Below are 20,514 nucleotides of genomic sequence, written 5' to 3' on the forward strand. Positions count from 1 at the left end.
CAACATCGTGTTTAGCTCCTTGCTAAACCCGATTGGGAAAATCAGCGACCTACTTTTTAACTCTACTTCCAAAAATCACTTTTTACTCTCCTGGTTTTATAGTGGAGGAGTTGGCCAAACATCTCCAAAAGTTGTTGCGTCTTTCGGGAATCGAGTCCTCCGAAATGGCTTTTCTCCAGAAGACCGTCCTTGGCCAAGTCAAGCTTGTCGACCTTTCTGAACTGAAACCCGAGATTTGGAAACAAGCAATTGACTTAGTGAAGGATGTCGACGAATTTGACGCGCCCTTTGTCGCACTTTCCCTTCATTTGAATGGATTTTTGTGGACTGGGGATAAAAAATTGAAGTCTGGGCTATTGAGAAAAAGCCAGGAATGGGTCATAGACACAGATCAACTTTTGGAGTTTAGACAAAGTCTGGAGTAAATTGGCTTAAGCCGACTGTTTTAATGACCCCCAAGCCCTCCTCCACCAAAACCGAAATCCTTGCAGGTATCAGCACCTTTCTCGCCTGCTTCTACATCATCGTCGTCAATCCCGCCATTCTTTCCCAAGCGGGAATGCCCTTTTCGGCAGTCCTGACCGCTACTGTTCTCGTGTCGGTGTTTGGCAGCTTGATGATGGGGCTTTATGCCAAAAACCCCATTGTGGTCGCTCCCGGCATGGGCATCAACGCCTTTTTCGCCTACACCGCCGTGATGGGCTTCGGGCTGAGCTTTGAGGAGGCGCTGGGTGCGGTGTTTTGGTCGGGGGTGATTTTTCTGCTGTTGTCGGTTTTTCAGACTCGGGAGAAAATCATCCGTGCGATCCCTCCCGCCATCCGCCATGCCGTATCGGCGGGGATCGGGCTGTTCATCTGTTTTATCGGCTTCCAAAACGCCCACTTCATCGTCGACAATCCGGCAACTTTGGTCGGGATGTTTTCTTTCCAAGATCCGGTGACGCTTACTTTTTTGGCGGGATTGCTCTTTACCGGAGGGCTTTTGATCCGCAAGGTGCCGGGTGCGATGATCTTTGGGATTTTGTTTACGACCGCTTTGGCTTGGCCCATTGGACGTTTTTGGGGTGATGCCTCGGCATTCAACCTGGGGGTGCCGACTTTGGTCAACTACACCGGATTCTTCGCCTGGCCGGACTTCAGCTTGGTGGGCAAAGCCGACATTCTGGGTTCCCTGCGCCTGATCCATATCCCGATCATCTTTGTGTTCACGTTCACGATCCTGTTTGACGGGATTTCCACCTTCGTGGGACTAGCCGAGGCCTCGGGACTCAAGGACCCCGACGGCTCTCCCCAAAACATGCGCAAATCCCTGCTGACCGACTCCCTCGCGACGCTCTTTGCCGGGCTGGTGGGGAGCAGCTCGGGCACGGCATTCATCGAGTCGGCGGTGGGAATAGAGGAAGGGGGAAGAACAGGACTCACGGCCGTGACCGCGGGTCTGCTGTTTTTGCCTTTTATGTTCTTTTCGCCGCTGCTTTCGGTCATCCCCTCGGTAGCCAGTTCCATCGCTTTGGTGCTGGTGGGCTCCTTCATGGTGGTGCCGCTGACCAAGATCAACTGGCAAGACCCTGCGGAGGCTTTGCCTTCTTTTCTCACGATTGTCCTGATTCCCTTTACCTACAGCCTCTCTGTGGGCATTTCTTTCGGCTTTATCAGCTGGACGGTTTTGAAGCTGATCACGGGAAAAAGCGCCCAGCTCAATCCCATCCTGGTCGTCATCAGCGTACTTTCGCTTTTCTTTTTATGGATATGAAAAAAGCCCTTTTCCTATTTGTCGCCGTTTTGATTTTTTCCCAAAGCCATGCCCAACGCATCGCCATCATGGGGGCAATGGATCAGGAAATCGCCCTGTTGATCGACTCGATGAAGTCGGTGAAGAAGGTGGAAAGAGGCGGAATAGCCTTCTATAAGGGGAAGCTCAAAGGCCAAAAAATCGTGCTGCTCAAGGCGGGAGTAGGCAAGGTCAACGCCGCGTACAGTACGGCGGTTTTGGCGGAAAACTTTCGCCCCGAGCTGCTGATTTTTACCGGAGTCGCAGGCGGTCTGCATCCTGAGGCTATGCCGGGGGATATTGTGATAGGGGAAAAGTTGGTGCAGTTTGATTTTGGCCAGATCGACTCCACGGGTTTTTCGGTTTGGCCTTTTCGAAAGCTGGATGGGGGAAGACATCAGGAGCTCTTTGTTTCCTCCGACGCAGCCTTGGTGGAGAGCAGCCTGCAGGCCGCCAACGAAGCCAAGCTGGAGCCTATCTCGGGAAGGGAGCCGAGGATTTTCTCCGGAGTGATTGCGACAGGGGATGTGTTTGTGAGCAGTGACGAAAAGGCAAAATGGCTGTTTGGGGAATTTGATGCGCTCGCGACTGAAATGGAAGGAGCCGCGATCGCCCATATTTGCCGCAGTCTCGACATTCCCTTTGTCATCATCCGTAGCTGCAGCGACAATGCCAACAACCACGCGCGAGTCAACTTCAACCAGTTTGTTGGCCCTGCCTCGGTCAACTCCGCGCGGATCGTGTTGGGGATCTTGGAAAGTATGCAGTGATCAGTCTCAGTTGGCAGTTGACTGCTCACTGCCCACTGCAAAACTGCCTACTGCTTCAGCACTTCCCTGGCAATGACGATTTTCTGGATCTCCGAGGTGCCTTCGCCTATCGTGCAGAGCTTGGCATCACGGTAGTATTTTTCCACAGGATAATCCTTGGTGAAGCCATAGCCCCCAAAGATCTGCACGGCCTCGTTTGCCGCCCATACGGACACTTCGGATGCGTAATATTTGGCCTGAGCCCCTTCGAGCGTAACTTTTTTTCCGCTGTTTTTGAGAGCTGCCGCCTTGGCTATCAAGAGTCGGGCGGCTTCGATCCGGGTGGCCATGTCCGCGAGTTTGAAGGAAATACCCTGAAAACTGGAGATGGGCTTGCCAAACTGCTGGCGTTCTTTGGAGTACTGCACCGAGGCCTCGTATGCCCCCTCGGCGATGCCCAGCGAAAGCGCGGCAATGGAAATCCGGCCGCCATCGAGCACTTTCATCGCCTGGACAAATCCCTCCCCGACGGTGCCGAGGACTTGGCTTTCGTGCACGCGGCAGTCCTCGAAGATCATCTCGGCCGTCTCAGAGGCCCGCATGCCGAGCTTGTCCTCTTTCCTGCCGCCTTTGAATCCCGGCGTGCCTTTTTCGACGATGAAGGCGCTGGCTCCGCGCCGCTCACCGGGTGCTCCCGTGCGGGCGATCACCACGGCGACATCGCCGGAGACGCCATGGGTGATGAAGTTTTTGGCACCGTTGAGGATGTAGTGGTCTCCGTCTTTTTGGGCGACGGTACGCATGTTGCCGGCATCGGAACCGGTATTTGGCTCGGTAAGTCCCCAGGCTCCCAGCCATTCGCAGGAGGCGAGCTTGGGCAGGTATTTTTGCTTTTGCTCCGCTGTGCCAAAAAGCAAAATGTGACCAGAGCACAGCGAATTGTGCGCAGCCATGGAAAGCCCCACGGAGGGATCGAGCTTGGAAAGCTCGGCAATGGCGGTGACGTATTCCTCGTAGCCAAAGCCAGCACCTCCGTATTCGGTTGGGATCAAGACGCCCATCAGGCCGAGCTCGCCCAGTTTTTTGAAAAGTGATTTGGGGAAAATCTGTTGATCATCCCATTCCTTGCGGAAGGGCGTGATCTCTTTGGCTCCGAAATCCCGGATCATCTGGGCGATCATCCGCTGGTTTTCACTCGGGTTAAAATGCATGGTAATGTCAATTTGGGTTTATACTGGTTCAACTCCAAAATGGACATTTGGTTTGGTATCTGCAAGAGCGGATAGGAGCGGAGGAGGCAGAAAAATCTGGAGGCGGAAGAGGCGATGCTATCGTTCGAGCGGCTTGTACTCCATCCAGTCCACTTCCAGTTCAACCCTGCTTTCCGGTTTTTCGAGGGAATGGGGATTGGTCTCCACTGCCCAGTTGTCCGTATGCCAGAAGTTCATGCGATAGCGGGAGGGATGCTGGGGAATTCCTCTTTCTCCCCGATAGTCCCAGAGTACCACGGTGTCGGCAGTCACCGGATGGATCATCCACCAGCGGATGTGGTCCGGATGCCAGTCAAAGCCATAGGTGTGAAACCCCTCCGAGGCGTCAAATCCGGGTATCGGGGCGATTTCCGTAGGTAGGGCTAGATCACCGGTGAGTTTTTCTTGCAATTCGCGGTGATCTTCCCGGTACTCGGTGGTGTGGATTTCTCCGGTGGATAGGTTGATGGTACGTCCGACGCGCTTCAGTTGCCCGGATTCTCCGGTCCAGGTGCCGATATAGAGAATCTGCGGATCGGCGATGAGCCACTCCATGTCCACTTCGCTCAGGCCCTGGCCGGTGTCGTTTTCGTAGGTAAAAAAGCCCACCACCGCACCTACATCAGGTTGGGTTTTCGCCGACGGGACTTTGAGACGGGTAGAATAGCTGCCAAAATGGGTGAGCTTATTGGAAATGATCTCCGGCCCTTTACCCGGCCCGGGGTTTTCCTTGGGGTGAAGCTTGAAAGAAAGCACGCGTGTGCCGGGCTCGGATTTCGACTTTTTGCCAGATTTCCATTTGAAAGCCGCCTTTCTGCCCGTGGAGCCGTAGCGGAAGTTTTCCAGCTGGGCGGAGGAAAAATCCTCCCGGAAGGCGGAGTGGAATTCTTGGTGTTTTTGGTCGCTTTGGAGCAAAAGAGCTAAGAAGAGGGTGTACAGTAAGGTGATTTTCATGAGAGACTCCCGGCAAATCTACTCAGGAAGCGCGAAAGCCACATAGGCATCCCCACTTTTGGTGCCCTTGCCGCCTCCGCAGGCGATGACCAGATATTGCTTTCCGTTCTTCTCATACACGGCAGGCGTGGCATGGCCCGCGGCCGGTAGCTTGGCCTCCCAGAGCAATTCCCCCGTTTCTTTGTCAAACGCGCGGATCTTTTCATCCTTGGTCGCAGCGATGAAAAGCAGCCCTCCAGCCGTCGCGACTGGCCCACCATAGTTTTCTATCCCGGTGTTTTCAAAACCCTGGGCTGCGAGCGAGTCAATGGAGCCCAGCGGAATTTGCCATTTTTTTCTTCCAGTATTCATGTCCAAGGCCGTGAGCAGGCCCCAGGGCGGATTGGAGCCGTAGATGCCGTCTTGGGTCAGGAGCTTCTTGTAGCCTTTCATGTAGTAGCGTGGATAGAGCTTTGCGCTTTCGGCCTCTAGCTCCACTTTGTCGCCCGTTTCGGCTTTTCCGAGGAGGTAGTCGATTAGCACGCCTTTTTCCTCTGCGGAGATGTGGGAAAAAGCCGGCATCGCTCCGCGCCCAGTTTGCAGGAGCTTGGCGAGGGAGTCGGCGCTGTATTTTTTCTCCAAGCCAAGCAAGGAAGGAACCGAACCCGTCACGCCCTTCCGCTCCATCCCGTGGCAGTTGCCGCAATAGTTGGTGTAGATGGAGAGGCCGACGTTGCCAAAGCCGGCGTTTGGCGTCATCTCGATCAGCCAGGGGATTTGGTTGGCGTTCACGTACAGTGTCTGGGTTTCCGGGTCAAAGGAAGCCCCGCCCCATTCTCCCCCTCCGTCCATACCGGGAAAGAGCACGATGGGCTTTTCGGGATGTGGGGGCGCCCAAGTATCGCCGATGATAGCGTTGGAAAGTTGGGATTGGATGTCGGCTTTCCATTGGGGTTTGAGATTTAAGATGTCCTTTTCTTCGAAAACCATGTTCATAAACGGCTCGGGTAGACTTGGAATAGGCTGGGTCTTGGAACTGATCTCCCCGGGCATGATGGATTGTGAGACTTCTTTCTCCTCGATCGGCCAAATCGGCTCGCCACTCTCCCGGTCAAAGACATAGGTCATGCCTTGCTTGGAGATCTGCGCGACAGCGTCTATCCATTTTCCGTCCTTTTGGATGCGGATCAGGTTGGGGTTGGCGGGGAAGTCTCGATCCCAAACGTCGTGGTGTACGGCCTGAAAGTGCCAGATTCGCTGGCCTGTTTTGGCATCCAAGGCCAGAAGCGAATTGGCGTAGAGGTTGTCCCCAGTCCGATAGCCGCCCCAAAAGTCATAAGTCGCCGAGCCGGTCGGGACATAGACGATGCCCCGCGCCTGATCCACGGTCATGCCCGCCCAGTTGTTTGCCCCGCCGATTTGGCGGATGTGCTTGGGATCCCAGGTTTCGTACCCGGGTTCGCCTTCCTGCGGAATGGCGTGGAAGATCCATTCCCTTTTTCCGGTTTTCACATTGTACGCGCGAACATGTCCAGGGGCGGCATCCAGGCCTTCGGAAAGCCGCATGCCGAGGATGATTTTGTCTTCGAAAATAGCCCCAGGTGCGTTGGAGACGATCAGGAAGTCCTCCAGGTTCGTGTCGAGCTCTTTGCGAAGGTCAACTTTTCCCCCATCCCCAAAATCCAGAATCGGCTCCCCCGTCATTGCGTCCAGGGCCATCAGCCAGTTGCCGGCGGTGAAGAGGATACGCTTTTCCTCTGCACTCTCCCAATAGCTCACACCGCGGTTGGTGCCCGCCCAGGAGTTTTCCCCACCCAAGACTTGAAATGGGTCGAAGCGCCAAATTTCCGCGCCCGTGGCAGCATCCAGGGCAAATACATTCAGCTTAGGCGTAGTGGCGTAGAGCAGGCCGTTGGCCACGATGGGCTGGCACTGGATCTGGCTGCGCTCGGCGGCGTCGCCGGTACGGTAGGTCCAGGCGACTTGGAGCTGGGCGACATTTTCCCGATTGATCTGCGAGAGGGACGTATAGCGCGAACCGTCCTCCGGGCCTCCATAGTGCGACCAGTTGGTGTAGTCGATGTCGGGTTTCTTTTCTTCGCAGGATAGGAGGAGCAGGGCAAAGGAGGAGGCCAACAGGAATTTGCGGATCATTTTGGGTTGGTTTTGGTGCCAGAAGATCGGTGTTTTTTTGTTAGGCGGCAAAGACAGATGCTTCTCTGCTATTTCTGGATGCCCTGCTTCTCCAGAGGCAGGGCTAGTGACCGCGAAGGCTACGGAGAAGGGTTTTGAAAGGATTGGCATTGTCTGGGACTACTGTCCTCTTTTTCTCGATTGGTCTTTTTCAAGGTCACAAAGGGGCTTCGCCTGCGCCTTCGGCAACTATTTTTTCACCACAGAGGGAGGGAGAAATAGGAGGGATCAAGGCTTGGGACGAAAGTCGTTTTGTTTCTCGACATGGTAAAAGAACGGATTCAAAGCCCCATCGGGTCGGCCGGTGCATAGCCTTGGGTTTCAACCCGAGTATACTGGTTTGGGGTTTAGGATGGAGAGTTTTGGCCGAGAAGAGGCCAATGGAGTCGTGGAGGTCTCGCCAAAACCGGTTGAGGATTGGGTTGGATTTTATGCGCTTCGCGCTGGATTCACCGGAGGCGCAAGGGTGCAAAATGGACGGGCAGTTTCTGCCTACTTTTTCTCTGTGGTTAAAAGAAAGTGACAGCAAGCTTCTAGTGCCTTCGCGTCTTGTCGCAAAAACCTTCTAAAAAATCTGATAAGCCAAAAATGAACGGACTTTCTTGTCCAATGTCCAGACTTTCATGCGGTTTTGGATGGCCGCAAAGATGATGATGGTGTCGATCAGCCCGATTCCTTTGTGGATCAGCTGGTTTTCTTGTGAAAACACACCGGCCTCAAAGATCTGGTTGCTAGCGTCCAATTTGGGCAGGTTTTCGTAGTAAAGCCGAATCATTTCCAGCTCCCGTTGGCCGCGAGCTCCCTGCATCAGCTCGGCAAAGATCACCTCCAGCGTATACACCGACCCGGAGTCCAGCAGCTCTTGGCATGGCTGGAAATACTCCGGATTTCGCTTGAAATACTCGATCCAGATCGAGGTGTCGAAGATTACATTCCTCATGATTGATTCTTGGATCGGAGCTCATCGGCGGTGTAGTAGAAGGAAAGAGGCTCGGCGGCTATGCTCATCGAGGCCCGCTTGATCTTCTCGATGGAGATGTAGTGTGTGAGCGCCACTTTGAGTGCGTCCGTCACGGTAGAAGTGTCCGAAAGCTCCATCGCGTCGCGGATCATTTGGTCTGGTAATAAGGCGGTTACTTTCATTTCACTGTTTTTTTCAAATATACGATAGGTTGTCGTATCTAAATTTGTTTCTGAAGGACATTTTCTGCTGCCCAACTTTTTTTCACCACAGGGGGAGGGAGAAATAGGAGGGATCAAGGCTTGGGACGAAAGTCGTTTTGTTTCTCGACATGGTAAAAGAACGGATTCAAAGCCCTATCAGGGCGGCCGGTGCATAGCATTGGGTTTTCAAACCCAAGGATACTGGTTTGGGGTTTAGTATGGAGAGTTTTGGCCGAGAAGAGGCCAATGGAGTCGTGGAGGTCTCGCCAAAACCGGTTGAGGATTGGGCTGGATTTTATGCGCTTCGCGCTTCATCTACCACAAAGATTCACGAAGAAGGATTTTGACAGGATTGGCTCCGCTGCGTGACCGCAATCCTCTTGGTTCAATCTGCCTTTTCAAGGTCACAAAGAGGCTTCGCCCGCTCCTCCGGAAATTGGATTTCTCACCACAGAGAAAAAAGAGGAAAGGGTTTGGGTTTTGTACTTTGCGGCTTTCCGTCTCTGCGAGAAAAGAAATCACGCGAAGTCGCTGAGGCGCAAAGTTTTTCTCCCATTCCTCTGTGAACTCCGTGGTAAAAAAAATGGGCAGGTAGGGATTCGTTTCTGAGCTTTTCTTACGCCTCCATTTTTGTGACTTTGTGGCCATGTCACTTACCTTTGCCACATGTGGAAAGAAATCGCCGTGCTGATCCGAAAGGAAGTCACCCTGGAGTGGCGACAGAAGTATGCGCTCAACGGCATCCTGCTCTACGTAGTCTCGGCGGTCTTCATCACTTACCTGAGCGTGGGAGCCAAGTCCGGCACGCTGTCCATCCCGACCTGGAACGCGATCTATTGGATAATCATCCTCTTTTCCTCGGTCAATGCCGTCGCCAAGAGTTTCGTGCAGGAGCATCAGGGCCGCCAACTCTACTACTACATGATCGCCTCGCCCGAGGCCATTATCCTTTCCAAAATCATCTACAACACAGGCCTCACCCTGATCTTGGCCTTGCTCGGGTACTCGGTCTTTTCCGTGATCTTGGGCAATCCCGTGCAGGATCAGCCACTTTTTCTGCTCAACCTGGTCCTCGGAGCCGTCGGTTTTTCCGCCAGCCTCACCATGGTGAGCGGCATCGCTTCCAAAGCCGGAAACAACGCTACCCTGATGGCGATCCTGAGCTTTCCGGTGATCATTCCCATTCTCTTGATGGCGATCCGTATCTCCAAAAACGCCCTGGACGGACTGGATTGGTGCGTCAGTGCGGACAAACTACTGAGCCTCTTGGCGATCAACGCCATCGTCGGCGCGACGGGCTACATTCTGTTTCCGTATTTGTGGAAAAGCTGATTTGGAGGTGCGATTTTAGAAGTACGAGATACGAGGGCTGAAAGTACTTTTTGGTGGAAATGCGATGACGACCGCCGGCAACTTTGCCACTTTCTAACCTTACAACTTTCCAACTCTAGTTTCCCAATCTTTTAACCCTTCGACTTCGCTCAGGGTGACATTTTTTCCAATCCTTCTATCTTTAAACCATGGAAAACAAAATCGCCCTGATCACCGGAGCTACTTCCGGGATCGGAAAAGCCTGCGCGTTGACCCTGGCCAAGATGGGGTTCGACATCATCGCCACCGGAAGAAGGTCGGATCGTTTGGACGAACTGGGAAAGGAACTCGAAGCAGGAGCTCGTTTTTTACCCCTCGTGTTTGACGTCAGGGATAGGGAAAAAGTCGCCGAGATCCTCGGGAATCTTCCTGCTGACTGGTCGGCCGTCGATGTCTTGATCAACAATGCCGGCAACGCCCATGGCATGGATCCCATCCAGACGGGCAGCCTGGACGACTGGGATGCCATGATGGATATCAATGTGAAAGGGCTGCTCTATGTGTCCAAGGCCATCATTCCGGGCATGACTGCCCGTAAGTCCGGCACCATCATCAATATCGGCTCCATCGCTGGCAAAGAGGTTTATCCCAATGGCAACGTCTATTGCGGCTCCAAGCATGCCGTGGACGCGATCACCAAGGGGATGCGGATTGACCTGAATCCTTTTGGGATCAAGGTGATCGGCATCCATCCCGGTTTGGTGGAGACGGAGTTTTCCTTGGTTCGGTTTAAGGGAGATGATAAGCGGGCCGAGACGGTTTACCAGGGTTTTGAGCCTCTTGTCGCGCAGGATATCGCCGAGATCGTGGAGTTTGTCGTCAGTCGCCCAGCCCATGTGGTGCTGGCGGATATCGTCGTCTTGCCGACTGCACAAGCTTCGGCTACTTTGGTCAACAAAAATCCGACGAAATGAAGCATTCCTTTTTAAGTCTGTTGGTCATGGCGGCCGCTTGCTCCTCTCCGGTCAAGAGCGACCAGGAGATTTTCTCCGAGCAGCAACGCAAAGTGCTCGATCCGGTGAAGGAGGTGGAATTGGAGGCGTCTTTGCCTGAGCTGGAGCAAAAGCTCGTCGAGCAAGGCCTGGTGGACGTGGAGACGGTGGTGCCGGGAGTTCTTATCGAGCTGAAATACTCGACGACGGACAATTTTTTCGGCAAGGATGTGTATGGTGAGCATGTGCGCTGCTACCTCCAGCCTGAGGTGGCAGAGATGGTGGGAAAAGCGCAAGCACTTTTGCAAAAAGACCACCCCAATCTTACCCTGCTGATCTACGACGGCGTGCGTCCGCGCAGCGTGCAGCAGATCCTATGGGACAGCTTGGACAAGCCCGACAGTATCAAGCCGCTCTACGTGGCCGATCCCAAGGTGGGCGGTCTGCACAATTTTGGCGTAGCCGTGGACCTGACGATCTTCGATACCGCGGCGGATTCCACTTTGGATATGGGCACGGGCTACGACTACTTTGGCTACCCTGCCTATCCGGATCGGGAAAAGCAGATGCTGGCAGAGAAGAAGATCACTTCAGCCCAGGTCGCCAACCGGGAAATCCTACGCAAGGTGATGAAGGAAGCGGGTTTTCACGGCGTGGGAAGTGAGTGGTGGCATTTCAATGCGTTCACGAGAAAAGAGGCAGGGGAAAAGTTTAAAATCGTGGAGTAGTCTTTTCTCCCAATAAAAAATCAAGGCCGACTGGATCACTCCGGTCGGCCTTTTTCATTGTGGGGGTAGTTTGTCAGAATTTATAGGAAACGCTGAGTCTCGCATTTCTCGGAGCTTCGCTTTGCCAGTAGTAGGCATTCAGCCAAGTGTAGTAGGAGCCGCTGTAGAGGTAGTCGTCCAGCAGGTTGAAGACGTTCAGGTTGACTTTGAAATTGCCCCTGCCCCAGAATACGCCTGCGTCCAGCTTGGTGTAGGTAGGAAGGACTTCATTCGGGTTTGGAGAAGGATCCCAGTAGGTTTCCCTTCCGCCCTGGATGGTCAGGCCTGCGGAGAAGCCAAGTCCTTCGAGGCTGCCCTCCTGGATGGTGTAGCCCAGCCAGGTGTTGAACACGTGCTTTGCGTAGCCGGGAATGATGTCGCCCTCCTCGATGTCGGTGATTCCCTCGGTGACTTGGGTGACCCGAGAGTCGGTGTAGGCATAGTTGAAGATGGTGTTGAGGCCGGGAAGGATGTTGCCTTTCAAGTCAAACTCGATGCCTTCGGCGGTCTTCTCGCCCAGCTCGATGCTCAGGTTGGAGCTGGGAGGGCTGTTCGGGTCGGCGGTCAGCTCGTTTCTCTTGATGTTTCGGTACGCGGCAAGCGTAGTGCTCCACTTCCCGTTGGCGAAGTCCTTTTTCAAGCCCAGCTCCATGCTGTTGCCCGTGATTGGTTGTACTTTTTCTCCATTGGAAAGCTGCCCTGACTGGGGAGTGAAAGCCTGGTCGTAGAGACCGTACACAGAAGTGCTGCTGGTGAGCGAGGCACTGACGCCGACTCTGGGCGTGAACTTGCTGTCTTGGTCCGGAGCACCGCCCCAAGCCGCTTGGGAGAGGTCGGTATAGCGTCCCGCGAGGGTCAGCCTCAGCTTGTCCTGGAGGAAAGCCAGCTCGTCTTGGAGATAAAATGCGCTGAAGGTCTGGTCGATCGTGCCTCCGGCTGCCACAGCCCTGCCTTCGATGGGGGTGCTGTAGTCAAACTCCGGGTAGCCATTGGAGGGATAGCCCAAGCTGGGATTGCTGGAGTCAAAAGGACTGTCTTCCGCATCCAAGACATGGTATTGTCCCCAGTCAGCCCAATAGGCCTTGTTGGACATGTCGATGCCGGAGAGGATTTTGTGGCGGACTCCGCCTGTGTGGAATTCCCCGTTGAGAAAAACCTGCGCCATAGACATCTTGCTCAGTGCATCCCAGCTGGACACCGCGCGGGTCCAGGTACCGTCAGCGTTTACCGCTCCCGGCCACATAGACGAACCTTGCTGCTGGTAGATCATGTGGGAGGCCTGGGCGGTCAGTTTCCAGTTGGGGGAGATGTCATGCTGTAGGTTGACCAGGAAGGAGTGGTCGTCGATCTCCGTGCCAGGCATGCCGGCGGGTAGGGAAGTGAAGTCCCTGGGGAGGGAGGCAAAGCCATCTGTGGAAAACACATAGAAGGAACCCACGTCGCTCATGTTGGCGCGCTGGTAGGTGTATTCAAAAGTCACCAGCGTGCTTGGCTGCACCCGGTAGGAGATGACGGGGGCGATGCTGTAGCGGTTGTTGTACTCATTGGGTCTGTGGGATTTTTTCTGCTGCCCTGCCACGTTAAACCGGTAGAGCAGGCGGCCGTCTTTGCTCAGCTTGCCGTCCAGATCGAGAGCGGTGCGGTAGAGGTCAAAGCTGCCCACGGTGAAAGAAACTTCACCCTGCGTCTGTCCAGTGGGTTTTTTGGTGACCACGTTGTACAGGCCGTTGCCGTCTCCGGAAGAGATCATGAATCCGGCAGGGCCTTTCACGAATTCCACCCGCTCCACAAAGCTCATGTCTTCGGTCAGTGGCCCCCAATAGGAGTTGACCACATTGAAGCCATTTCTCAGCGCCTGCACCTGCGAGCCTCTCGCGCTGATGTTGGTGTAGAGATCTCCCCAGTGCTCCAGGCGCACTGCTCCAGATACGTTGCGGACTAGCCCGTCGCTCATGCTGATGACCTGCTGGTCATTGAGAATGTCACGGTTGACCACCTGGATGTTTTGTGGGATTTCGATCAGGGGAGCGTTGATTCTGAGGGAAGAAGAGACGCGGCTCTCGTTGTAGCTTTCCCGAGAGGAGGAGACGAGGATTTCCTGGAGGTCGCCGGAGTTTTCGGTCAGGACAAAGTCCAGGGTCTGGGTTTTTCCGGCCTCGACCAGGATTTCCTGCTCGTTGGTGTTGAGCCCGACGAAGGAAGCGACGACGGTGTAGGAGCCGGGATTCAAGCCCCCGATTTCAAAGTTTCCCGCCGCGTTGGTGATGGTGCCCTTAAAGGTCCCTTTCAACAAAATGCTTACAAATTCGACAGGGGCGCCGTCCGCGGACTGCACGTTTCCCTGCAATTTCCCTTTGTTCTGGGCCAGCAGCGCCTGCGAGGCCAAGAGCAATACCAAGATCAAGGAGTAAAATTTTCTCATACTTGAAACAGAAATATTTATTTAGATTGATTACAGATAGATAGAATCGGGAACAAAGATGGGACTGCAATCGGACAATGCAAAGCTCTATTTAGAATTTGTCCAAATTAATTCAAGGCAGAGTCGCCAGATACGCTGGGGTGTGGTATGCCGGATTGCAAAATCGGGGTAGGTGGTACGGCAAACCAGCCGAGTGTCAAAAAGTGGGGGCGAATGCAGCGATTATTTGCCCTTGCGGCTTATCTTGCCTGCTTAGCTTTCAAAATTCTAACAAGAGAACTTCTATGAACCTAAAATCTACCTTGGTGGCGCTGATCCTGCTGGTCGGGCTGTCCAGTCAAGTTTCCGCACAGCAGTTTCGGGTCTTGGTACTTTCCAAAACAGCCGGGTTTCGCCACCAGTCCATCCCTGAAGGGGTAGCAGCAGTCAAAAAGCTCGGGCAGGAGCAGGGCTTTGGCGTCTATGTGACGGAGGATGCGGGACAGTTTACCGACGAAAACCTCGCCAAATACGATGTGGTCGTGCTGCTGAGTACCACCGGAACGATCTTCGACGAGGCTCAAAAGGCCGCTTTCCAGAAGTTTGTCCAAAGCGGCAAAGGCGTAGTGGGCATCCACTCCGCGACCGACACAGAATATGAGTGGCCTTGGTACAATAAGATGATCGGGGCCTACTTTCTCACCCATCCCCGTCAGCAGACGCTGAGACTGGAAGTGAAGGACAAAAACCACCCGGCCACTTGGCACCTGCCGGACAACTGGCTGTGGTATGACGAGCTCTATGAGTTTCGCGACATCAATCCCGACATCAAAGTCCTGATCAACGCCGACGAGTCTACCTACGAGCCGGCAAAAGGCAATGGCCCAAACCATCCCATGGCTTGGTACCATGAGTTTGACGGCGGTCGGGTATTCTACACCGCCTTGGGCCACGTGGAATCTGCCTGGAAAAATGAGGCTTTCCTGCAGCATGTCCATGGGGGCATCTGGTATGCGGCAAAGGGCAAGCTTCCCAAGTAATTCCCACGATCAAGCGTAAAAATTTGAGGCTTCGGAACTTCCGAAGCCTTTTTTGGTTTTTCTTTACAACCAAATCCAGATTGCCATGCTTAAAGCCCAGTCCCGTCCGGTCCACCTCTACATGGAGGCTAATCCCAACCCGAATTCACTCAAGTTTGTCGCCAACTTCATGTTGGTGGAGGATGGGGTAAGCTTCGACTATCCCAGTGCCGAAAGCGCCGAAAACAGCCAGTTGGCCAAGGAGCTTTTTAATTTTCAGGCGGTGGAAAGGGTGTTCGTTGCGGCGAACTTTGTCACAGTGACCAAGACCGAGGACGTAGAGTGGCCGGAAATCCAAAACATCATCCGCGACCACATCAAGCAATACCTGGAGTCTGGAAAGACGGCCGTGCAGGCCAGTTTCGACAAGGATCCGCTTTTCGACGAAAACGACTCCGAGATCGTCAAGAAAATCAAAGGAGTGCTCGACGAGTACATCCGCCCCGCGGTAGAGCAGGATGGTGGAGCGATTGTTTTTCACTCTTTTCACGATGGAGTGGTCAAGGTATTGCTGCAGGGCTCCTGCTCTGGCTGTCCTTCGAGCACCGTCACACTCAAGGCTGGAATCCAAAATCTCCTCACCCGGATGTTTCCCGAGGTGAACGAAGTGCAGGCCGAAGGCGTCTAACAGCAACAGATTCATGGCAAAAAGGGACTGGTCCTGGGCTTTATTGGGAATTTTGGCTCTGGTGCTCCGCTATTTTGCCGTCAGACATCCAGAAGCGACCGATGAGGTCTACTCGCGGCTGTTTTTTCCGGGAATCCGAAATGTGATCGATCTGACGCTGGGAAACCTCCCTTTTCCCAGCGTTTACCTTTTTGTGGCCAGCGTCCTGCTGGTTTTGCTGCTTTTTGCCCTCCGCTTCAAAAATCGGAGTGGCTGGAAATCCAAGACGTTCTATACCTTCAAGGCCTTGGCGAACGGCTTGGGTGCTTTGGTGTTTTTCTTCCTGGTGCTCTGGGGATTCAACTACCAGCGCACGCCGATCTTCCAGCAGCTTGCCCTCAAGCCCAAGTCCCTCAATCTCGAACAGCTCAAGTCCGAGGTGGAAATCACGCGGAGGCTGGCAGTCCAGTATCGCAGCCGGATCACCCTGGACAGCTCGGCCATCCATTCGATCATGGACTATCCCGATCTGGAGCGTATGGTGAGGCAAAACATGCATGACAACCTGGATATCCTGGGACTGAACTTTACCGGAAGGCCGAGGACCAAGCAGTTTCCTCCGTCGGGTTTTATGAGGAGGATGGGCATACTCGGGATTTATTTTCCCTTCACCGGAGAGAGCTACATCGACCCTTCCCTGCACCCGCTTGAGCAGCCTTTCACCGTCGCCCACGAGATGGCACACAGCTACGGGGTGACCAACGAGGGCGAGGCCAACTTCATCGCCTGGGTGATCTGTACCAATTCGGAAGACCCACTCCTGCGCTACTCCGGCCACCTGCGGCTCCTGCAGTACCAGATGCGGGACTACTACCGCATGGCGCCGGACGAATACAAAGACTGGGTAAAAAACCTCTCCGTCGGCATCAAAAACGACCTCAATTCCATCCGGGAGGTCAGTGATGCGATCAAGCCCTTTTCCCTGGAGCTCAGCCGCAAGTCCAACGATATTTTCCTGAAAAGCCAAGGCGTGAAAGCCGGAGTCAACTCCTACCAGCAGCTGCCGATGTTGGCTTATGCCTGGAGGCAAAGGATGAATTTTTTTAATTAAACAAGCTGGAAGACGGGAGACCGAAGCCCGAAAAGTTCGTCAATTCCAAGTTTTGGGCTAACTCCCCTCATTTCTGTAAGGGGAATACTTTAGCAGGAAAACCGCTACGCTTAGAAGTCATGCCTTCCGTCTGTTCCCGATCCAAACGCCCAAGATCACTCCTGCGATGCCGATGTAGTGCCCGATGAGCAGCACCTCTCCATCCAGCACCCCCCACATGATCGCTACGATGGGAATGGTGTAGGTGACCAAACTTGCGAAAAAAGGACTGGCGCTTTTCACCATGATATTGAACAAAATCAAGGCGATAGCCGTGCCCACCATGCCCAGCACGGTGATGTAGCCCAAAGCCTGCCAAGCGCCGGGGTGGGTGACAAGCTTGTAGGAAAACTGCGTGCCGGCAAAGAGGTAAATCAGTGCCAAAGGCAGGATCATCAGGAGTGAAATCGAGGAAATCTCGATGGACTTCAGCTTGGTAAACCGGGTTTTGATCACGTGCAGGTTAAAACTGTAGCAGATGCACGCGGCGATGACAAACAGCGCGTAGGCATTGATCCCCGCGAACGATGCCCAACCTCCTCCTTCTTTGTAGGCGACCAAAATGACCACGCCTACGAAGGCGATGACCAGCCCGAGCGCATTTCTCCGGGTGATCTGCGTGTCAAAAAACAGGGCTCCGACCAAGACCACAAACAGGGGGGTGAGTGCATTCAGCACCCCGGTGAGCGAGCTGCTGATTTGTGTTTGCGCCAGAGGAAAAAGAAACGCCGGAAAAAAGCTGCCGAGCAAGCCGGCCAGGATCAGGTTTTTTACCTGGGTTTTGCTCAGGTTTTTGATTTTTGGGATGGAGAGGGGCAAAAGCAAGGTCGCGGCGGCCACCATGCGGTAGGCTCCGACCTCGCCCGGACTGAAGACCTCCAGCCCACGTTTGATCAGGATAAATGAGGTGCCCCAAATCAGGGTGAGCACGATGAGCAAAGCCCAGTTTTTCAGGCTGTTTTCCGGAGTGGGGGTACTCATTTAGTCGGGAAAAAGATTGGCGTCAGCAAAGGAACTAATTCGGCTGTAAAAAAGATCAAAAAAAAGACCTCAGCGATGAAAATTCTGAGGTCTTCCGTTTGCCAAAGAAAGCGTGCTTTAGCATTGAAACTCATAGTCGGCGTACACTTCTGCCACTTGATCCAGGATCGCAGAGACCTGTTCGTAGGTGTCGGCGGTGACCATCTCCGTGCGGAAAGGCTTGAAGTTTGGCATACCGCGGAAATAGTTGGTGTAGTGGCGGCGCATCTCCAGGATGCCCTGCTTTTCACCTTTCCACTCGATGGAGAAGTCCAGGTGTTTTTTGGTCACTGCCAGCCGCTCGGCCAGATCCGGCCCAGCCAGCTTTTCGCCTGTGGCGAAGTAATGCTTGATTTCGTTGAAAATCCAAGGGTAGCCGATGGACGCACGGCCGATCATCATGCCGTCCACATTGTATTTGGAGCGGTACTCGGCGGCCTTCTCCGGGGTGTCGATGTCGCCATTTCCGAAGACTGGGATGTGCAGTCTGGGATTGTCTTTGACCAGATTGAGGTAGCTCCAGTCTGCCTCGCCCTTGTACATCTGCTGGCGGGTACGAGCATGGATGGAGATGGCATGGATGCCTACATCCTGTAGGCGCTCGGCTACTTCCACGATTCGGATGGTCTTGTGATCCCAGCCCAATCGGGTTTTGACCGTGACGGGGATATTCACCCGCTTCACGATCTCGGCAGTCATGGAGACCATCTTGTCAATGTCCAGGAGAATGCCCGCACCGGCACCTTTGCAGGCTACTTTGTGCACCGGGCAGCCATAGTTGATGTCTAGGATATCCGGCCCGGCGGCTTCGGCGATGGCTGCGGCCTCGCGCATGGATTCGATTTCGTTGCCGAAAATCTGGATCCCGACTGGGCGCTCGTAGTCATAGACATCCAGCTTCTGCACGCTTTTGGCGGCATCGCGGATGAGGCCTTCTGAGCTGATAAACTCGGTGTACATGAGGTCTGCCCCGTTTTGTTTGCAGACTGCGCGAAAGGGTGGATCGCTTACATCTTCCATCGGGGCGAGCAACAGGGGAAAGTCCCCCAGCTCCAACTTTCCAATCTTAACCACTTCTCAATTCTAATTTTGGCGTAAATTTACCCCAAATTATGGAGATATACGAAACCCGAACCGAAATAGGGAGCCGAAAGAATTGGCTCTTGTCCTTGATAGTCATCGTTTTAGTCACTTTTGGCGTTCTGATTCTTCTCCAGGGTTTTGCTCTCGCACTGATTCCTAGCCTCTATAATATCAGCATCGAAGATCTTTTGAGCCTCATGACGGGCAATTATGACGTGCCCAACGGACGGATGGCGATGCTTTTTGTGCAGGGAATCGGGTCCGGCATCGGCTTTTGGGTCGCGGCTTGGGTGATCACCCGGTTTATAGACAAGGCCGAGCTCCACTGGGACGTGCAGCGCTCCCGATTCAACCCTCAAAGTTTTGGGGTCGCGCTGGCGATTACGCTGGGGGCGATGTTTTTCAACGGACTCCTGGTCTATTGGAACGCGCAGTTGGACCTGCCTGAATCCATGGCCGGTCTGGAAAGCTGGATGAAGGAGATGGAGACCCAGCTGATGGACTTGACGAAGTTTCTGACGGACTTTCAGACCATCCCGGAGCTGCTCACCGGAATCCTGGTAATCGGCGTATTTGCCGGTATCGGGGAGGAGATGTTTTTCCGCGGCGTGCTCCAGCCTAAGATGAAAAGCTACACCAACTCCGCCCATTGGGGGATTTGGCTCACCGCGATCATCTTTTCCGCCATCCACGTGCAGTTTTATGGCTTTGTGCCCAGGGTTTTTCTCGGGGCGCTTTTTGGCTACCTCTATCACTATTCGGGCAGCTTGCTTTACCCGATTCTGGCCCACGTCTTTAACAATGCCCTGACCGTACTGGTCATCTACATGGCCAACCAAGGCATGGTGGACTTTGATTTGGAGTCCACCGATACCGTATCCTACCCGGCGGCGATTACGGGTCTGTTGGTTCTTATGGTTGGATTTTTTTATTTTAAGAAAATCAATCAACCCAAAGATGCAGAATTGGATCAAGGTATATGAGAACCAAAACCAGATACGCGCGGAGATCGTGAAGGCCGTCTTGGAGGAAAACAACATCCCCGCGGTGGTGATGAGCAAAAAGGAAACCGTCTATCATGTGTTTGGTACATACGAGGTGCTGGTAGTCCAGAGCGACTCGCTGGCTGCATTGCAATTGATTCAAAATGAAATCACGTTTCAACATTAATAACTACAGCAACCTAGGCCAGCGTGCGATCACTGCGGCTGTGGGTGCTGTCATCGTAGTCTCTGCCGCCGTCTATTCCGACTGGACCTATTTTGTGGTTTTTGCCGCGATTCTGGGCTTTGCGCAGATGGAGTTTTACAAGCTGACGGGCCTGGACGGCATGCTTCCGCTCAGGAGCTTCGGGACTTTTCTCGGGGTCATGATCTTCACGCTGACTTTCATGATCGAGAAGGAGCGCCTGCCCAATGAATACCTCTACTTGATCTTTCCGATCGTCTCCCTGACGTTTTTCATCAAGCTCTACAAGAAGACCGACAAGAAGCCCTTCACGGGCGTCGCCTATACCTATTTGGGGATTTTCTACGTCGCACTGCCTTTTTCCCTGCTTAACTTGGCCGTGTTCTCTGTGGACAAGATCTACCACTACGAAATATTGATCGGCTGCCTCCTGATACTCTGGGCGAGTGACACGGGCGCTTATTTCGCAGGGACGAAGTTTGGCAAGACCAAGCTTTTTGAGCGGGTGTCTCCCAAAAAGTCCTGGGAGGGATTCCTCGGCGGAGCGTTTGCGGCCATTGCCGTGGCTTTCATCCTGTCCCAATATTTCCATGTGATCGAGGACTGGAAGTGGCTGGTGATTGCCGGGATCATCATCATCGCGGGTACCTACGGCGACCTGATCGAGTCGCTTTTCAAGCGCTCCATCGAGATCAAGGACTCGGGCAACCATCTGCCTGGACATGGGGGATTTATGGATCGTTTTGACGGATTGTTACTTTCGGCCCCCTTTATCACCGCTTTTTTGAAAATCTTTTAATACAAGCACGGGCGGTCTGAAAATCTAAGTAAGTTTGTGCAGCATTTCACAAACCAA

The 20,514-nt window shown here is 53.7% G+C and carries 20 protein-coding genes; 12 read left to right on the forward strand and 8 right to left on the reverse strand.

All coding sequences use genetic code 11. The features are described 5' to 3' along the window. The first annotated feature begins 32 nt into the window (after nucleotides 1-32). Genes J0A68_RS23120 through J0A68_RS04745 form a run of 3 tightly spaced genes read left to right on the forward strand, consistent with a single transcriptional unit; the run spans nucleotide 33 to nucleotide 2,541 of the window. Complete coding sequence (locus J0A68_RS23120; RefSeq protein WP_206577031.1) at nucleotides 33-425, forward strand: PIN domain-containing protein; 393 nt, start codon at nucleotides 33-35, stop codon at nucleotides 423-425. Between the two features lie 23 nt (nucleotides 426-448). Continuing rightward, nucleotides 449-1,753, forward strand: coding sequence for an NCS2 family permease (locus J0A68_RS04740; RefSeq protein ID WP_206577032.1), 1,305 nt, complete (start codon nucleotides 449-451; stop codon nucleotides 1,751-1,753). Beyond that, nucleotides 1,750-2,541, forward strand: a complete 792-nt coding sequence (locus J0A68_RS04745; RefSeq protein WP_206577033.1) for a 5'-methylthioadenosine/adenosylhomocysteine nucleosidase — start codon at nucleotides 1,750-1,752, stop codon at nucleotides 2,539-2,541. The genes J0A68_RS04740 and J0A68_RS04745 overlap by 4 nt, the downstream gene beginning before the upstream one ends. A gap of 47 nt (nucleotides 2,542-2,588) precedes the next feature. On the opposite strand, the gene J0A68_RS04750 is transcribed toward J0A68_RS04745, so the two are convergent. From J0A68_RS04750 to J0A68_RS04770, 5 genes are all read right to left on the reverse strand, one after another. Beyond that, nucleotides 2,589-3,731, reverse strand: coding sequence for an acyl-CoA dehydrogenase family protein (locus J0A68_RS04750; RefSeq protein WP_206577034.1), 1,143 nt, complete (start codon nucleotides 3,729-3,731; stop codon nucleotides 2,589-2,591). A 117-nt stretch (nucleotides 3,732-3,848) separates the two neighbouring features. Next, nucleotides 3,849-4,724 (reverse strand): glycoside hydrolase family 16 protein, encoded by an 876-nt coding sequence (locus tag J0A68_RS04755; protein ID WP_206577035.1) that lies wholly within the window; start codon nucleotides 4,722-4,724, stop codon nucleotides 3,849-3,851. 18 nt (nucleotides 4,725-4,742) lie between these two features. After that, on the reverse strand, nucleotides 4,743-6,857 hold the full coding sequence (locus J0A68_RS04760; RefSeq protein ID WP_206577036.1) for an outer membrane protein assembly factor BamB family protein: 2,115 nt from the start codon (nucleotides 6,855-6,857) through the stop codon (nucleotides 4,743-4,745). Nucleotides 6,858-7,461: 604 nt separating this feature from the next. Further along, nucleotides 7,462-7,836, reverse strand: a complete 375-nt coding sequence (locus J0A68_RS04765; protein WP_206577037.1) for a PIN domain-containing protein — start codon at nucleotides 7,834-7,836, stop codon at nucleotides 7,462-7,464. Continuing rightward, nucleotides 7,833-8,039, reverse strand: coding sequence for a DUF2191 domain-containing protein (locus tag J0A68_RS04770; protein ID WP_206577038.1), 207 nt, complete (start codon nucleotides 8,037-8,039; stop codon nucleotides 7,833-7,835). Before J0A68_RS04770 ends, J0A68_RS04765 begins: the two co-directional genes overlap by 4 nt. 687 nt (nucleotides 8,040-8,726) lie before the next feature. On the opposite strand from J0A68_RS04770, the gene J0A68_RS04775 reads away from it, so the two are divergent. From J0A68_RS04775 to J0A68_RS04785, 3 genes are all read left to right on the forward strand, one after another. Beyond that, nucleotides 8,727-9,392: a heme exporter protein CcmB gene (locus tag J0A68_RS04775; protein WP_206577039.1), complete on the forward strand. Its 666-nt coding sequence runs from the start codon at nucleotides 8,727-8,729 to the stop codon at nucleotides 9,390-9,392. Between the two features lie 188 nt (nucleotides 9,393-9,580). Continuing rightward, nucleotides 9,581-10,345 (forward strand): SDR family NAD(P)-dependent oxidoreductase, encoded by a 765-nt coding sequence (locus J0A68_RS04780; RefSeq protein ID WP_206577040.1) that lies wholly within the window; start codon nucleotides 9,581-9,583, stop codon nucleotides 10,343-10,345. After that, the gene (locus J0A68_RS04785) at nucleotides 10,342-11,091 is read left to right on the forward strand and encodes a M15 family metallopeptidase (RefSeq protein ID WP_206577041.1); all 750 of its coding nucleotides are present in this window, start codon (nucleotides 10,342-10,344) and stop codon (nucleotides 11,089-11,091) included. Before J0A68_RS04780 ends, J0A68_RS04785 begins: the two co-directional genes overlap by 4 nt. Before the next feature lie 73 nt (nucleotides 11,092-11,164). Here J0A68_RS04785 and J0A68_RS04790 read toward each other — a convergent pair whose 3' ends face one another. Beyond that, nucleotides 11,165-13,552 (reverse strand): TonB-dependent receptor, encoded by a 2,388-nt coding sequence (locus tag J0A68_RS04790; RefSeq protein ID WP_206577042.1) that lies wholly within the window; start codon nucleotides 13,550-13,552, stop codon nucleotides 11,165-11,167. A 284-nt stretch (nucleotides 13,553-13,836) separates the two neighbouring features. Here J0A68_RS04790 and J0A68_RS04795 point away from each other — a divergent pair, with 284 nt between their 5' ends. From J0A68_RS04795 to J0A68_RS04805, 3 genes are all read left to right on the forward strand, one after another. After that, nucleotides 13,837-14,571 carry a ThuA domain-containing protein gene (locus tag J0A68_RS04795; protein WP_206577043.1) on the forward strand — a complete coding sequence of 245 codons (735 nt, stop codon included), beginning with the start codon at nucleotides 13,837-13,839 and terminating at the stop codon, nucleotides 14,569-14,571. An 85-nt stretch (nucleotides 14,572-14,656) separates the two neighbouring features. Further along, on the forward strand, nucleotides 14,657-15,238 hold the full coding sequence (locus J0A68_RS04800; RefSeq protein WP_206577044.1) for a NifU family protein: 582 nt from the start codon (nucleotides 14,657-14,659) through the stop codon (nucleotides 15,236-15,238). 13 nt (nucleotides 15,239-15,251) lie between these two features. After that, nucleotides 15,252-16,328, forward strand: a complete 1,077-nt coding sequence (locus J0A68_RS04805) for a DUF3810 domain-containing protein (protein WP_206577045.1) — start codon at nucleotides 15,252-15,254, stop codon at nucleotides 16,326-16,328. Between the two features lie 117 nt (nucleotides 16,329-16,445). On the opposite strand, the gene J0A68_RS04810 is transcribed toward J0A68_RS04805, so the two are convergent. Next, the gene (locus tag J0A68_RS04810) at nucleotides 16,446-17,348 is read right to left on the reverse strand and encodes a DMT family transporter (protein ID WP_206577046.1); all 903 of its coding nucleotides are present in this window, start codon (nucleotides 17,346-17,348) and stop codon (nucleotides 16,446-16,448) included. Between the two features lie 117 nt (nucleotides 17,349-17,465). After that, a complete protein-coding gene (dusB, locus tag J0A68_RS04815; RefSeq protein ID WP_206577047.1) occupies nucleotides 17,466-18,461 on the reverse strand; it encodes a tRNA dihydrouridine synthase DusB in 996 nt (331 codons plus the stop codon). A 38-nt stretch (nucleotides 18,462-18,499) separates the two neighbouring features. Here dusB and J0A68_RS04820 point away from each other — a divergent pair, with 38 nt between their 5' ends. Genes J0A68_RS04820 through J0A68_RS04830 form a run of 3 tightly spaced genes read left to right on the forward strand, consistent with a single transcriptional unit; the run spans nucleotide 18,500 to nucleotide 20,457 of the window. Further along, nucleotides 18,500-19,453: a CPBP family intramembrane glutamic endopeptidase gene (locus J0A68_RS04820; RefSeq protein ID WP_206577048.1), complete on the forward strand. Its 954-nt coding sequence runs from the start codon at nucleotides 18,500-18,502 to the stop codon at nucleotides 19,451-19,453. After that, nucleotides 19,428-19,640 (forward strand): putative signal transducing protein, encoded by a 213-nt coding sequence (locus tag J0A68_RS04825; RefSeq protein WP_206577049.1) that lies wholly within the window; start codon nucleotides 19,428-19,430, stop codon nucleotides 19,638-19,640. The genes J0A68_RS04820 and J0A68_RS04825 overlap by 26 nt, the downstream gene beginning before the upstream one ends. Then, entirely contained in the window at nucleotides 19,618-20,457 is an 840-nt protein-coding gene (locus tag J0A68_RS04830; RefSeq protein WP_206577050.1) for a phosphatidate cytidylyltransferase, read from the forward strand. The genes J0A68_RS04825 and J0A68_RS04830 overlap by 23 nt, the downstream gene beginning before the upstream one ends. Nucleotides 20,458-20,514 lie beyond the last annotated feature (57 nt).

The organism is Algoriphagus oliviformis (genome assembly GCF_017254915.1).
GTDB classification, from domain to species: domain Bacteria; phylum Bacteroidota; class Bacteroidia; order Cytophagales; family Cyclobacteriaceae; genus Algoriphagus; species Algoriphagus oliviformis.